The organism is Streptomyces sp. NPDC002133 (genome assembly GCF_040296405.1).
Lineage (GTDB): Bacteria > Actinomycetota > Actinomycetes > Streptomycetales > Streptomycetaceae > Streptomyces.
Genome location: NZ_JBEOXF010000029.1, coordinates 12,712 through 27,171, shown reverse-complemented (window position 1 = coordinate 27,171; position 14,460 = coordinate 12,712). Strand labels below are relative to the sequence as shown.

Genomic DNA, 14,460 nt, shown 5'->3' with positions numbered 1-14,460 from the left:
GGCGGTCGCCGTCGGGTGCGGCGGGCTGGGTCGGCGGACTCCCGAATAGGCGTTTCGCGATGGGGGCGTGGGACGGCCGGTTCGTCACCGGTTCGCCGGAGCACCCCAACCAGGACGCTGCACGCCGCACCGCGACCGCTCCGGCCCAGCGCCCGTTCGCGGTGCTTTTCGGCTGTTCCGATTCCCGCCTGGCGGCCGAGATCATCTTTGACCAGGGGCTGGGCGACCTGTTCGTGGTGCGGACGGCAGGCCACGTCGTGGGGACGGAGGTGCTGGGCAGCATCGAGTACGGGGTGAGCGTGCTGGACTGCCCGCTGGTCTTGGTTCTCGGTCATGACTCGTGCGGGGCGATCACGGCTGCCCGCGGCGCCGCCGATGGCGGCAGGGTGCCGGCCGGTTTCGTGCGTGACGTCGTCGAGCGGGTGCCCCCGAGGGTGCTGGCGGCTCGTGCCGCTGGGCGTGACCAGGCCGATGAGATCCTCCACGAACACATCCGGCACACCGTCGACCTGCTGTTGGAACGCTCTCGCGTTCTCGCCGAGCGCGTGGCCGTCGGCCGGGTCGCGTGGCGGGCCTGTCCTACCGGCTGGCCGACGGCAGCGCGCACCTGGTCGCCGCACACGGCCTCCCCATGCCCGCTGCCCAGGCATCGTGACAGCGGGCAGCGCCGTGTGAGCCGCTGCCGAGCGGCGATCAGCGTTCCTGAAGGTCCGGCGCGGCCTCTCTAAGCCGTGGGGCGCTGAGAGCACCTGGCTGCCGCCGCACGGATGCATGCCTGAGGCCCTGACCCGCCCGCCCAGGGCCCTGCCTCACGCTCTGCCTGTCAGGCAGCAGTCCACTGATGAGCACACCCGCCACGCCACTCCACCCGACGCGGATCATCGATCACCGTCTCCGGATCGATGATCCCGGCGGCTTCGAGGAACACGACCAGGTCGTGATCCGAAAAGGCAGTGCCGAGAATCTTGTCCCGGCCATGCGAGTGCACTGTGACCCGTCGGCCACCCGAAGCAGACAGCCGGTACACAACGATCGGCGCATAACCCACACCCACCAGGCTGCCCCCGCACCGGCAGCTGGACCAGCCGCGAAGCAGAGACCCGCGGCCAGCCCACGTCGGCCAGGACCAGATCCGCCGGCCACGCCGGGACCAACCTCCAACGGCCACAAAAGGTCAGGTCAGAGGCTGTTCGGCAGATGCGCGGAACGCCGCCCACTGCCCTCCAGTGCTGGTGCCGCATCAAGCAACGTTCGACAGTCCTACTCGTAACTGATTCATCAGTCTCAGTGGTAGGCCTGTGGCGAAATGTCGGCCATGGGCAGGTCTTGATCGTCGCCGCTGCAAGCGTGAGGCGTCGCGTCGTCCAGTACGGCAACGGTCGGCACCCGAAGCGGGAGTCGACCGTTGCGCTGGTTGCTGACGGTCAGGCCACGGCGCCGGGTGTGGGGCCCACGAGCTCTTCCAGGACGTCCTCCATGGTGACGAAGCCTATGACGGTGCCCTTGTTGCCGGTAACGGCGGCGAGGTGGGTGCCGGCCGCACGCATGGCGGTCATGGTGTCGTCCAGCGGGGTGTCGATGGCGACTTTGGTGATCGGATGCAGGGCCTCGCGCGGGAAGGGCCGGGTACGGTCGGCGGCGCCGAGGGCGTCCTTGATGTGGAGGTATCCCAGGATCTCCTCGCCGAGTCCGACGACCGGAAGGCGGGAGAAGCCATTGGCGGCCGCCGCCCGTTCCAGGCCCTGCGGGGTGATGTCGTGCCTGACCGTGACGACCCTGTCCAGCGGCACCATCACCTCGCCGACCGGCCGAGTGCCGAGTTCGAGGGCGTCCTGGAGCCGTTCGCCGTCCTCTGGGTCGAGCAGACCGGCGGCACTGGAGTCCTTGACCAGCCTGGCCAGTTCGTCGTCGGTGAAAACGGAAGCGACCTCGTCCTTCGGTTCGACCTTCATCAGCCGCAGCAGGGCGTTGGCGAACGCGTTGATCCCAAAAATCACGGGCCGCAGGGCGCGGGTCAGGGCGACCAGCGGCGGGCCCAGCCACAGTGCGGTCGGCGCAGGGGCGGCGAGCGCGATGTTCTTCGGGACCATCTCGCCGACCAGCATGTGCAGATACGTGGCCAAGGCCAGGGCGATGACGAAGGCGATGGGGTGGATCAACGCGTCGGGCACGCCGATCGCGTGGAACGGCGGCTCCAACAGGTGCGCGATGGCCGGTTCCGCGACCGCACCGAGCACCAGCGACGAGACGGTGATACCGAGTTGCGCCGTGGCCATCATCGCGGACAGGTGCTCAAGACCCCACAGCGTGCTCTTCGCCCGGCGGTCGCCCTTGAGTGCGGCCGGTTCGATCTGGCTGCGGCGCACGGAGATCAGTGCGAACTCCGCGCCGACGAAGAAGGCGTTGGTGAGGAGCGTGAAGGCACCGATCAGAAGCTGCAGGGTGGTCATCGGCTCTTCTCCACGCTCTGCGTGGTGGCGGGGACGGTGATACGGACACGGTCGGAGCGGTGGTGTTCGACACGGAGCACGGCCAGCTGCCAGCCGTCGACGTCGAGACGGTCAGACACCGTGGGGATGCGCTCGAGACGGGTGGCGATCAAGCCGGCCAGCGTCTCGTACGGGCCCTCTGGGGCAGTGAGACCGATCTCTTCGAGCTCGTCGAGGCGGACGCTGCCCTCGGCCTCCCACACGGCACGGCCGTCCGGCGACGGCTCGACGGCGATCAGGTCGGGTGCCTCGTGCGGGTCGTGCTCGTCACGGACCTCGCCGACGACTTCCTCGACGATGTCCTCGACCGTGACCACGCCCGCAGTACCGCCGTATTCGTCGATGACGATGGCCATGGTGCGGGCCTTGCGCAGCCGTACGAGGAGCTTGTCCACGGGTAGGGAGTGCGGCACCAGCAGCGGCGCGGTGGCCAGGTCGACCACGGGCGTAAGGGGGCGCTTGCCCTCGTCCAGGGCGAGGACGTCGCGGATGTGGATGGTGCCGATCACTTCGTCGAGAGTGTTGCGGTAGACGGGGAACCGGGAAAGGCCGGTGGCCAGGGTGAGGTTCGCGGCGTCCGCGGCGGTGGCGTGGGCCTCGAGGGCCTGGACATCGATGCGGGGCGTCATCACGTTCTCCGCGGTCAGCTCGCCCAGGTGCAGGGTGCGGACGAACAGCTCGGCCGAGTCCGCCTCGATCGCACCCTGGCGAGCCGAGTGCTGCACGAGCGCGACGAGCTCCTCGGGCGTGCGGGCCGAGGCCAACTCCTCCTGGGGCTCCAGACCGAAGCGTCGCACCAGCCGGTTCGCCGTGTTGTTCAGGTGATGGATCAGCGGTCCGAACGCGGCGGTGAAGCCACGCTGCGGTCCGGCGACGACCTTGGCCACGGCCAGCGGACGGGAGATCGCCCAGTTCTTCGGCACCAGCTCGCCGACCACCATCAGCACCACGGTGGAGATCGCGACACCCAGGAGCGTGGCCACGGACGAGACGGCCGCGGCGGGAACACCGACGGCTTCGAGCGGGCCGCGCAGCAGTGCCGAAACGGACGGCTCGGCCAGCATGCCGATGATCAGCGACGTCACCGTGATGCCCAGCTGGGCCCCGGACAGCTGGAAGGTCAGGCGCTTCGCGGCCTTCAGCGCGCCCTCGGCGCCGCGTTCACCGGCCTCGGCGGCGCGTTCCAGCTCGCTGCGCTCGACCGTGGTCAGCGAGAACTCCGCCGCGACGAATACGGCGCACGCCAGCGTCAGCGCGAGGGCGAGGAGCAGCAGAAGTACTTCGGTCACCGTGCCACCCCCGATCCCTCAATGGTGAGCGGGCGGGATGCGGCACGGCTGGGACTGGGAGGTTCACCCATCGCGGGTCTGCTGCTCCTTCGTGACTAGATGGACGCTGCGGTCCGTGTTGGCTGGTTCGTGGCGGAACAGTGTCCGCGAAACCATGGTAAAGGGTCGGTAAAGCGCCTGACCATCCCCTGTGGCTGGTCCGGCGCGAGGCCTTTCGGACTGTGCAGCCCAGCCTCCCGCGTCGACGGCTTCGCAAGGCTCGCACTGCTCTTATGCTTCTACATGTCTGTAGATAATGCCAGGGTCATCCGGGATGTTCCCGGGTGTTCCCGCACGCATCAAAGAAGGAGCGAACGCCACGATGGTGTTCAAGCGACTGCTCGGCTCGCTCGTCGGCGGGCCTGCCGTGGACACGGTCCTTGCCCCGGGAGCCGTCCAGCCCGGCGGCAGCCTCACCGGCGAGGTCCACCTCAAGGGCGGCGAGGCCGCCTTCGACATCGAGCACATCACCCTGGAACTCGTCACCCGCGTCGAGGCGGAGCCCCACGACGGCGAGCTCGAAGGCGTCCTCGTGTTCGACCGGTTCACCGTCGGCGGTGGCTTCCGCCTCGCCGCGGACGAGCAACGGGTCGTGCCGTTCGCGGTGACGCTGCCGTGGGAGACCCCCGTGACCGAGCTGCACGGCCAGGCGCTCGGCATCGTCCTCGGCGTACGGACCGAGCTCGGCGTGGCCGGGGCGAAGGACAAGGGCGACCTCGACATGCTCGCCGTGCGGCCGCTGCCCGTGCAGGAGGCGATCCTGGAGGCGTTCGGGCAGCTCGGCTTCGGTTTCAAGTCCGCGGATCTTGAGTACGGCCGCATCGGCGGCACCGGCCAGCAGCTGCCCTTCTACCAGGAGATCGAACTCACGGCGGCTCCGCAGTACGCGCACGCGATCAGCGAGATCGAGGTGACGTTCCTCGCGCTTCCCGGCGAGATGGAGGTCATCCTGGAGGCCGACAAGCGGGACGGCCTGTTCTCCGAGGGCCACGACGCGCTCACCGGCTTCACCGTCGGCCAGGAGGGCGTCGAACGCGTCAACTGGAACACCGAGGTCGACAACTGGGTACGACTGCTGGTCGAGCACCGTCACTCCTACGGCTCCCACAGCTCGTACGACCACGGCCAATCTCGCGCTGCCGGACATGGCCACGGTGACCACCACCACGACGGTCATCACCACGGCAGCCATCACGGCGGCCACCACCGCGCCGGCCACGGCATGGGCACCGCCATCGCCGCCGGAGCGGCCAGTGTTGCCGGCGGCATGGTCGCCGCTGAAGTGGTCGACGAGATCGGGGACGCCTTCGAGGGCGAAGACGAAGGTGGGGAAGAAGGTAACGAGGGCTAAGCGAGTACGGCTATCGCCAGTGCGCCGAAGGCGTCGACGACACAGCACCATTCCGCCCATCCCCGGGGGACGACGGCCAGCCGTCGCGCACCACGCGGAGAGTCGGACGGAGGCGGCCGGTTTGGGTCAGGGGCGCATTGCGGTGAGGCATAGGGCTTTCTGGTTCTGCATGAGGAAGCGCACGGGTTTCGTGAGACCTCGACGCTGGAACAGGGAAGACCGCGCGCAGGTCGGCCTGTTGAGGGCCGTGGGCGCGCGGGTTGGGGCTGGGGTGCCAGGCGCCGGTGAGCCTGCGGGAGGCATCCATGAGGCGCTGGGTGGTCGTGACGTCCAGTTCGGCCGGGTCGTCGCCAGACCTGCCGGTGTCACCCGTCGCATGGGGCGAGAGCAAGGGCCGCTGGCGTTCGACTGACGCCAGTCGGCCCTTCGGCATGTCACAGCCAGCCGACTTCTACAAATGCGTAGATTCCATACCCCGAGGCGCTCACCTTCCGAGACGGGCGGAAGGCACTGCCCCAGCCTGCGCCCACCCGTCACCAGGACCGGTGCCGGCTGGGGCGCGAGCGCCCGGGATTCCGGGCCGACAGGCGGCGGCCGGTTTCCGCGGCCAGATCTCTCCTCGCCAAGGAGCACACCATGCGAGCCCACCATCTTGCCGTAGCCCTGCTCGTCACTCTCGCGCTGACGGGCTGCGGATCGGGCCGGGATACGTCCGTCACAGCCCCAGGGACGTACGGACCGGACATCGGCGGCGCGGGACCGGCCGCCGTACCGGACGTTCTCCGCTTCAGGACCACGGCCCTGGACGGCAAGCCGTTCGACGGCACGGCTCTCGCCGGAAAACCGGCCGCTCTGTGGTTCTACGGGCTGTCATGCGTCACGTGTCATGAGCGGGCACGCGAGTTCGCGACGACGGCCGACCAGTACTTGGGAGCGGTGAATGTCGTCGGTGTGGCCGAGCCGGGCAACAGCGAGCACCTGCGCGAGTTCGTCTCCTCGACCAACGCCGGCAATTTCCCTCACCTTGTGGATGCAGGCCAGGAGATCCGCAAGCGGTTCAAGGTCACGGGAGAGAGCGCCTACGTCTTCCTCGACAGAAGGGGCAATACGGTGTTCCATGGCGACAACCTTCACGGCCAGCGTCTGGCCGACACGTTCGAAGTCGTCGCCCGCTGACCGGTCCTGGGCCGTAGGCACGGTCCCGCTACCGCACGCGCTCACAGCCGGCTGCTCAAAGGGGCGTCGCCGCCTTGAGGACGAGAAACAGCGCCACAGCCGAGTTCGCCGAGGACAGGGCCGAGGCCGTCGCTCCCGCGGCGGCCGTCCAGATGGCGGCGCCGGCCACGGTGAAGGCGGGCGGCCACGCCCGAGCTGACGGCACGGGACCGAGCAAAGCGGCGACGCGCCGCGGCACGGGCCCTGCCGCGAAACCGGCCAGGGTCGGCGAAGGGGTTCCCCGTGAGATCAGGGCGGCCTTGCCGACGGCACGCGCCATCACGCGGCGGTTGCCGATCACCTCGGCGGCCTCCTCGTCCGCCCAGCGTTCAGCGCTGTAGGCGACCGCGGTGTACAGCGGGCGCAGGAACGGATTGGCCCGCGCCGACAACTGCGCTGCGAGGAGATGGCGGTGATGGCCGGCCGCCAGGTGCGCGCGCTCGTGCGCGAACAGCGCCCGACGCTCGCGGGAGTCCAGACGGGCCAGCATGGCCGTGGACACCACGATCCGTCCCCGGCCACCGGGCAGAGCGTAGGCGTACGGTTCCTCGTCGGGCAGCACCGCCACCGGCGACGGCGGAAGCCCCTCCAGGGCGCGCACGGCGCGGCGCCGTAGCCGGTGGTGACGCCACACCGTCCGGGCGGCAGCCACCGCGACCGCGATCAGCGCCGGGATCGCCGCCTTGCCGACGACTTCGTCGTACGGAACCGCCTCGCGCACCTCGGGGTCGGACCAGCTGTCCGGCAGCGGGTTTCCGGGCAGCTGCGCGGTACCCACCACCATGATCAGCGCCAGGCACACGGTGCTGCACAAGGCCATCAGCGCGCTCACCCCGGCCAGGAGCCGGGTCGCGGTACGCGGATGGAGATGCTGCTCCGCAAGGCGCGCTATCGGCCATGCCGTCAACGGCAGAACCAGCGGCAGGAAGACGAAGACGCCCACCCGGTCACTCCTCCGGTTCGTCGTCCGCGTGGCTGAGCAGCTCGCGCAGCACGTGCTCGTCCTCGGGCGACAGGGACGTGATGAAACTGGTCAGCACTGCTTCCCGGTCTCTCTCCCCGTCAAGGACACGGCGCATGCGCAGCGCGGCCAGCCCTGCCTGGTCGGCGGTCGCCTGCCAGGCGAAAGACCGCCCTTCCCGCTGCCGCGTGACGGCGTTCTTGGCCTGCAGGCGGGACAGGATGGTCATGACGGTGGTGTAGGCGAGGTCTCCGGGCAGGCGCTCTTGAACCCACGCGGCAGTGACCGGCCCCGGCGCGGTCCGCAGCACGGACAGCACCTGCGCCTCCAGTTCACCCTGACCGCGCCGACGTCCCCCGCCGCCCGCAGGGAGCGAGCCAGATGTTCCCCGGTTCCTCAACTCCGTCTCCCTCCGCATTGTTCTCCCGCGCATCCCGCGGCCTCATCGTACTGAGTCGTGGCGCTGCCACCCTTCAACTTCTACAGTCATGTAGATTTTGAAGCCAGTGACCGTGCGCCGGGCACACAGCACGTCCGGCGCACCCAGGTATAGATGAGGAGCAACAGCATGGGTGTGAGCCTCGCCAAGGGTGGCAACGTTTCGCTGAGCAAGGAGGCACCGGGACTGAGCGCCGTGCTCGTCGGACTCGGCTGGGACGTGCGCACGACCACGGGCACGGACTTCGACCTCGACGCCAGCGCCCTGCTGGTCGACGAGGGCGGCAAGGTCGCCTCCGACAAGCACTTCGTCTTCTACAACAACCTCAAGAGCCCCGACGGCTCGGTCGAGCACACCGGCGACAACCTCACCGGTGAGGGCGAGGGCGACGACGAACAGATCAAGGTCAACCTCGCCGCCGTACCGGCCGACGTCCAGAAGATCGTCTTCCCGGTCTCGATCCACGACGCCGAAGCCCGCAGCCAGAGCTTCGGCCAGGTCCGCAACGCCTTCATCCGCGTGGTCAACCAGGCGGACAGCGCCGAACTGGCCCGCTACGACCTCTCCGAGGACGCCTCCACCGAGACCGCCATGGTCTTCGGAGAGCTGTACCGCAACGGTGCTGAATGGAAGTTCCGGGCCGTCGGCCAGGGGTACGCGTCCGGACTCGCCGGCATCGTCTCCGACTTCGGCGTGGGCGTCTGACGTCACCGTCCCGACACCGCACAACCAGGAGAAACCCTGAATGAGCGTCGATCTGGCCAAAGGCCAGCAGATCAGCCTGACCAAGACCAGCGGCGCCACTCTCACCCTCATCCGGATGGGTCTCGGCTGGAAGTCCGCCGCCCGCAAGGGCTTCCTCGCCAGACTGACCGCCCGCGACGTCGACCTGGACGCCTCCGCAGTCCTCTTCTGCGGCGACAAGCCGACAGATGTCGTCTTCTTCCGGCACCTGACCAGTGACGACGGCTCCGTACAGCACAGCGGGGACAACCTCACCGGCGGCACCGGCCAGGGAGAGGAGGACGAGTGGATTCTCGTCAACCTGGAGCGCGTACCGAGCCACATCGACCAGATCGTGTTCGTCGCCACTTCCTTCAGTGGCCAGACGTTCGACGAGGTCGACAGCGCCTTCTGCCGCCTGGTCGACGAGACCACCCGCGAGGAACTGGCGCGCTACACCCTCACCGGCGGAGGGCGCCACACCGCCCAGATCATGGCCAAAGTCCAGCGCTCCGACAGCGGCTGGACCATGACCGCCATCGGCTCGCCCGCCGGCGGCCGAACCTTCCAGGACCTGATGCCCGCGATCAGCGACCACCTGTAAGCCGCAGGGCGCACCCGCGCGGCGGACTGCAGGCGTACGCGTCCAACCACCACCCCACCCCAACGCACTCATCGCATCCAAGGAGAAGGCCCATGGCCCTGTGGGACCGCATAAAAGAATCCGCCTCGACAATGCAGACTCAGCTCAACGCCAAGAAGAACGACCTCAAGAGCGGCGCCTTCCGCGACGCCAGCATGGCGATCTGCGCCCTCGTCGCCGCCGCGGACAGCACGATCGACCCGTCCGAGCGCCGGCGCGTGGCCCAGCTCATCGCCACCAACGAAGTCCTGCAGAACTTCCCCGCGGACGATCTTCAGCGGCGCTTCGAGGAGAACCTGAGCAAACTCACCGCCGACTTCGACTTCGGCAAGGTCAGCGTCCTCCAGGAGATCGCCAAGGCCAAGAAGAAGCCCGCCGAGGCCCGCGCCGTCATCCAGATAGGCATCGTCATCGGTGGCGCCGACGGCGACTTCGACAAGACCGAACAGGCCATCGTCCGCGAAGCCTGCTACGCCCTCGACCTCCCGCCCCACGAGTTCGACCTGTAAGCAGTCTCCTCCGGGGCGTGCCGACCCCCTGCGGCACGCCCCGGCCGGCCGCAGGTCGAATCCTCCGGACCCAGCCGGCTGGAACACAGCCACTGATGCCGCATCAGGCAACGTACCCGTTCTGCCACCAGCACAGTTTCGCCGCCTCACGCTACCGGCAGCGTTCAGTCCACAGGAGCGCCTACCCGTAGGCGGTTACCGTCAGGAGCGGCGCCGGGGCCGGTCTGAACTGGCCCCTGGAGTGCGGTTGTTGTCGCGCCCGGGCTTCGGCATGATGGATGCCGCATGCCGTGAGTCGACGCTGACCATCCTCTCCGTGAGCGGGCCCAGCCCGGGATCCATGTCGCGATATAGCGTTAGTCTTCCACTCGCGCCGCTGCCTGCGTCGCGCGAAGACGTTCGACAGGACCAGGACGGAAGCATGTCGAAAGAGATTTCGCCCACCGGGAAGCGCTCCGGCTCCGGCTCGTCGCCCGAGCTGCGAGCCTCTCATGCGGACCGGGACCGGCTGGTGGATGTGCTGCGTATCGCGGCAGGGGAGGGCCTGCTGACCGCGGACGAGTTGGACGAGCGCCTGGAAGCTGCCCTGTCGGCGCGGACCCTGAGCGAACTGGCCGCGCTCACCGCTGACCTGCCGCCCGTATCGGCTACGGGTGGCATTGCTGGAGCAGAGGTCAAGGACGTAGTCCGGATCGAACAGGTCCACAGCGGCGCGATCGAGCGCGTGGGGCGCTGGGTGGTGCCGCGGAGGATGGAGCTCGCGGTGTACTGGTGTGAGGTGACGCTCGACTTCACTGACGCCGTGATCACGCAGGACACCTTGCGGATCGACGTGGACATGGCGGGGAAGACCCTGACGCTGGTCACGAGGCCGGGTATCGAGGTCGATACCGATGGTCTGCAGCTGGTACACAGCAGGGTCAAGTACCGTCAGACTCCGACGAATCCTGATACACCGGTCACTCTGCGGGTGGAGCTGGTCGGTCAGAAGGCCCACGGCCGCGTGGTGGTACGGCCCGCGCGTCGGACGTTCGGGCAGTGGCTGCTGCGCAGGCCCACGTCCCTTTCTGCAGGCGGTTGACTCCTGTCAACTGTCGGCGGGGCTCACTACACGAGTGAGCCCAAGAGCCGCGAGGAGCTGGCCAAGGATGTCGCCGCCTCGACGGGAATCCGCCCAATAAGATCCTGAGCCCAGGCCACGGATGTCGGAGGGCGACGATGGAACAGCCGCGGATACGTCTTGGCAACGCTGATGTGTGGCTGGAACTGACTCGGACTGGCGGGGAAAGCTGGCAGATCACCGCGGATTGGTGCTCCTGGCTGACAGCTGACTTCACCGCGGATCTCAGCGCTGCGGAGGCCGTGGACTTCGTGGCACGGATGCTCTCTCACCTGAGCGTGCCGGCGGGCGGACGCTTTTCGGCGGCGGTGACTCCCGGTCGCAACAATCCGCTGACGTTGAACGCGGAGCCGGTTGGGGACGGTTTCGCCTTCTTCGTGCGCCTCACCCCCAACGGCGACGACGACGCGTGTCACTTGCAGATGGAGATCGATCCGATCGCCACGCCGGAACTTCGTGAGGCATTCGATGCGCTGCACGCGGCATTGGCGGTCTGACCGCCCGGAGCGATACGGTCAAGCCGCGGTCGTGAGTCGGCGTCCGCCCCAGCCGATGCCTTTCTCGCTTCGGATGCGGGCGCGTTCCTTGCGTTCGGCGGCCAGGACGTCGCCGGCGGGCGAGCGCCGTCGGCGACACGGGCGGGCGCCCCCGAACGGAGAACGCCTCAGCGAAGGATTCGTCCGCGAGCAGCGGGCCGAGCGTCTCACGCACGCGGACAGCCGGCGTCCCCTTGGGGAACGACGCGCGCACCACCCGAGCATTCAGCTCCGGCACCCCACCGTCACCCCGAGAGTCCAGCGACACCCAGCCCCAGCCGTCGCTCCGAGGAACAGAGCGATCATGACGACCTCAGCAGGTCGGCGAAGCCGCTTTGGGGATTTCCCAACGGAGTCGTGAACGCCCGGGGTTCCTCGCAAGATCAAGCTGAACTTTAGGGCGTCAAAGTCACGTCGGTGATGACGGGTTGCTCGATTGTGACCGTGCCCGCGGCGCCGTCGACGGTGATCAGTTGTCCGGTCCGGATGCGTTCTGTGGCGCCTGGGACGCAGATCACGGCGGGGATGCCGTATTCCCGTGCCACGGTCGGCCCGTGCGCCATCACCGCGCCGGTCTCGGTGACGAGCCCGCCGGCGGTGAGGAACAGCGGCGTCCAGCCCGGGTCGGTCGTCGGCGCGACGAGGATCTCGCCCGGCTCTATCGACGCGCTTGCCGGGTCGCGGACCACGCGGGCGCGGCCGCTGATCCGCCCGGATGCCGCGCCCGTGCCGGTGAGCGTGTGGCCGTCCGATGCCCGGGCTGGCAGCAGCGTCTCCACGTCTGTGCCGTCGGAGAGCAGGGCGACCGGAACGGTCCGGCGCCGCAGCTCCCGCGCGTACTCCGATCGCCGTCCGGCGACTGGCTGGCGCAGGTCGTCGCCGCGCTCCACTGCTGTGCGCAGCTCGGGCAGCGTGAGGAACATGACGTCGTCTGCGCGCTCAAGGAGCCCGTTCGACTGGAGCTCGGCACCGATCAGAAGGAGGCGCCGGCGCCGGTCGCGCAGCGCGTACAGTCCGGCGAACTTCCCCGCCTCTCGCAGACCGGTCAGCTCCCGCGACCGGCTCAGGAAGAAGCCGGTGAGCCGGCCACGCACCGGCCGCTTGCGGCGTGCCCGCTGGGCGAGCTCGGCGAGCATCGCCTCGGCCCTGGCCGCGGCGCGTTCGAACCGCCGGTCCGGGGCCTGCTCGGGATCGGTGACCCGCAGGTAGTTGGCGAGCATCGCGAACACCGGCGTGGGATCCTCCGACCAGCGAGGTACACCGACGTCGACCTCCGCGGCGGACCTGTTGCCGTACGTGTCGAGGAATGCGCTCAGGCCGACGTCCGGCAGCTCGCCCTCCAGGTGGGCCGCGGCGAGCTCGTTCGGTGGCGTGTGCAGCAGCATCTCGCGGTACGGCACAGCACGCTGGGCCACCCGCCAGAGCGCGAGGTCCATCTCGATCGTGACGTTGTACGGCATGCCGCCGAGCACGGTGCGTATCTCGTCGTCGCTCGCAACCCCCTTGAGCAGCGGCGGCAGCGCTGCGGAGACCACGAGTCCGCTGACAACGGGCCAGACAATCGCGTCGAGGCGCGCGCTCGACTCCGTGGCCTCCTCGACCAGGTCCAGCAGCTCCGCGGCCGTGGACGGATCGGCAACCGGCTGCTGCCGGAGACGTTCGATCTCGCCGAACACACGTGCCCGCGCCGCCGCCGGCCGGGCCAACGCACCAAGGATCCCAGCCGCCGCTTTCGGCCCCATCGTCAGCGCGGCCGCGCCGCGCCGTCGGGCGCCATGCTCCGGGGCGAACCGCGGGTCGTTCAGCAGATGCTCGACCACCGCCTGCGCGCGCGGCCCGAAGTCCACCGCCATCAGCTTCACCAGCCGCTGCCGGGTCGACGGGTCGCGCATCGCGTCGGTCAGGTCGCCGTACAGCCGCCCGCCGATGTCGACGATCTCGACCGTGAGGCCGAACGACGCGAGCATGCCCGCCAGCATCGACTTCAGCGTCGACATCCCCATCGGCGTCGCCGGCTGGAGCATGCCCTGAACATGACCGAACTCGACGTACAGCCGCGGTCCCGGCTTCGTGCTCTTCGGCGGCGCCGGGTACAGCGTGGTGATCGGCCGCGACTGCAGCAGCCACAACGTGCCGTCGCGGTCGTAGGACCACTCGACGTCCTGCTCCGCGCCGAGCTGGTGTCGGAGCCGCTTACCGACGTCGCGAAGCTCCTTCAGTCGGACTGGGGTGAGGCAGCCGCGTTCCGCCGGTTCCGTGCCGTCCAGTACATAGTGGTCGGCGGCCGTCGTCCCATCGACGACCGCCGTGCCCAGTCCGGGTGCGGCGTCGACGACGGCCTCACTCCGCGAGCCGGTGAGCGGGTTGGCGGTGAACAGCACGCCCGCGACCTCGGCATCGACCATCCGCTGAACGACGACCGCCATGCGTGCGCTCTCGTGCGCGACTCCGGCGGCCTCGCGGTAAGCGATCGCGCGGTCGTTGTGCAGCGAGTCCCAGCAGGCGCGGATCGCCTCGAGCAGCTCCTCGATGCCCGTCACCGATAGATGCGTGTCCTGCTGGCCGGCGAAGCTCGCGTCCGGAAGGTCTTCGGCGGTGGCGCTGGATCGCACCGCAACCGGCCCGCCGCCGAGGCGGTCGTACGCCGAGAGCACCTCGTCCCGCGGCACCTCGCCGCGGTGATGCGCTTCGGTCGTGCGCGTTCGATGTCGTCGGCCCAGGTCTCGTAGCCCCAGGCTCGCGGGCGGGGAATCGTAAAGCGCCCGGCCACTTCCAAGGACCCCTCGGCGAGTTTGACGAGCTCTGTTTCGAAACGCACTTGACTCGCCGCATTCGCCTGGGCCAGCGCTGTATCCAAGGTGGCCTGGCTCTCAGTGTTGGGCCCCCTCTTGGACAGAAACTTCTCGCAATTGCCGACGGTATTACCCGAGATGCCCAGTTCCTCGGCGAAGGCACGGACGCTCAAGCGGAGAGCCTTCCGGAGGGCAAGCGCCTCCAGGCCGGTTCATTCATGAACGGTTGCCACGTGCCACTCCTTTCCGTCGCCATCGATGCACGCTGTGTCGCGCCGTGTGGACGGAAGTGGGGCGGTCGTGGATTCCCCGACCGCCCGGCCGCCATCAGGCTCGAAATGCCACTCAGCCGAC

At 68.9% G+C, this 14,460-nt stretch carries 13 protein-coding genes and 1 pseudogene; 8 read left to right on the top strand and 6 right to left on the bottom strand.

Features of this window, described 5'->3' with window-relative positions; translation table 11 throughout:
* Positions 1–59 precede the first annotated feature (59 nt).
* A pseudogene (locus tag ABT078_RS24875) lies at positions 60–655 on the top strand (carbonic anhydrase).
* Positions 656–823: 168 nt separating this feature from the next.
* On the opposite strand, the gene ABT078_RS24870 reads toward ABT078_RS24875, so the two are convergent.
* The 3 genes from ABT078_RS24870 to ABT078_RS24860 all read right to left on the bottom strand — a co-directional run bounded on the left by ABT078_RS24870 (position 824) and on the right by ABT078_RS24860 (position 3,778).
* The gene (locus tag ABT078_RS24870; RefSeq protein WP_351231279.1) at positions 824–1,048 is read right to left on the bottom strand and encodes a hypothetical protein; all 225 of its coding nucleotides are present in this window, start codon (positions 1,046–1,048) and stop codon (positions 824–826) included.
* A gap of 376 nt (positions 1,049–1,424) precedes the next feature.
* A complete protein-coding gene (locus ABT078_RS24865) occupies positions 1,425–2,450 on the bottom strand; it encodes a hemolysin family protein (protein ID WP_351231277.1) in 1,026 nt (341 codons plus the stop codon).
* Complete coding sequence (locus ABT078_RS24860) at positions 2,447–3,778, bottom strand: hemolysin family protein (RefSeq protein WP_351231275.1); 1,332 nt, start codon at positions 3,776–3,778, stop codon at positions 2,447–2,449. Before ABT078_RS24860 ends, ABT078_RS24865 begins: the two co-directional genes overlap by 4 nt.
* Before the next feature lie 361 nt (positions 3,779–4,139).
* Here ABT078_RS24860 and ABT078_RS24855 point away from each other — a divergent pair, with 361 nt between their 5' ends.
* Positions 4,140–5,168, top strand: coding sequence for a sporulation protein (locus ABT078_RS24855; protein WP_351231273.1), 1,029 nt, complete (start codon positions 4,140–4,142; stop codon positions 5,166–5,168).
* A 636-nt stretch (positions 5,169–5,804) separates the two neighbouring features.
* Positions 5,805–6,344: a peroxiredoxin family protein gene (locus ABT078_RS24850; RefSeq protein WP_351231271.1), complete on the top strand. Its 540-nt coding sequence runs from the start codon at positions 5,805–5,807 to the stop codon at positions 6,342–6,344.
* Between the two features lie 55 nt (positions 6,345–6,399).
* Here ABT078_RS24850 and ABT078_RS24845 read toward each other — a convergent pair whose 3' ends face one another.
* Positions 6,400–7,326: a M56 family metallopeptidase gene (locus ABT078_RS24845; protein WP_351231269.1), complete on the bottom strand. Its 927-nt coding sequence runs from the start codon at positions 7,324–7,326 to the stop codon at positions 6,400–6,402.
* Positions 7,327–7,330: 4 nt separating this feature from the next.
* A complete protein-coding gene (locus ABT078_RS24840) occupies positions 7,331–7,762 on the bottom strand; it encodes a BlaI/MecI/CopY family transcriptional regulator (RefSeq protein WP_351231399.1) in 432 nt (143 codons plus the stop codon).
* 150 nt (positions 7,763–7,912) lie between these two features.
* Between ABT078_RS24840 and ABT078_RS24835 the strand changes: the two genes are divergently transcribed.
* The 5 genes from ABT078_RS24835 to ABT078_RS24815 all read left to right on the top strand — a co-directional run bounded on the left by ABT078_RS24835 (position 7,913) and on the right by ABT078_RS24815 (position 11,275).
* Positions 7,913–8,488 carry a TerD family protein gene (locus tag ABT078_RS24835; protein WP_351231267.1) on the top strand — a complete coding sequence of 192 codons (576 nt, stop codon included), beginning with the start codon at positions 7,913–7,915 and terminating at the stop codon, positions 8,486–8,488.
* Between the two features lie 40 nt (positions 8,489–8,528).
* On the top strand, positions 8,529–9,110 hold the full coding sequence (locus tag ABT078_RS24830) for a TerD family protein (RefSeq protein WP_351231265.1): 582 nt from the start codon (positions 8,529–8,531) through the stop codon (positions 9,108–9,110).
* A 92-nt stretch (positions 9,111–9,202) separates the two neighbouring features.
* Positions 9,203–9,658, top strand: coding sequence for a tellurite resistance TerB family protein (locus ABT078_RS24825; protein ID WP_351231263.1), 456 nt, complete (start codon positions 9,203–9,205; stop codon positions 9,656–9,658).
* A gap of 247 nt (positions 9,659–9,905) precedes the next feature.
* Positions 9,906–10,739, top strand: a complete 834-nt coding sequence (locus ABT078_RS24820) for a DUF1707 SHOCT-like domain-containing protein (protein ID WP_502981300.1) — start codon at positions 9,906–9,908, stop codon at positions 10,737–10,739.
* Between the two features lie 137 nt (positions 10,740–10,876).
* Complete coding sequence (locus tag ABT078_RS24815; RefSeq protein WP_351231261.1) at positions 10,877–11,275, top strand: hypothetical protein; 399 nt, start codon at positions 10,877–10,879, stop codon at positions 11,273–11,275.
* A 434-nt stretch (positions 11,276–11,709) separates the two neighbouring features.
* Here the strand turns inward: ABT078_RS24815 and ABT078_RS24810 are convergent, their stop codons facing one another.
* Positions 11,710–13,983 carry a PEP/pyruvate-binding domain-containing protein gene (locus ABT078_RS24810; protein ID WP_351231259.1) on the bottom strand — a complete coding sequence of 758 codons (2,274 nt, stop codon included), beginning with the start codon at positions 13,981–13,983 and terminating at the stop codon, positions 11,710–11,712.
* Between the last annotated feature and the right edge of the window lie 477 nt (positions 13,984–14,460).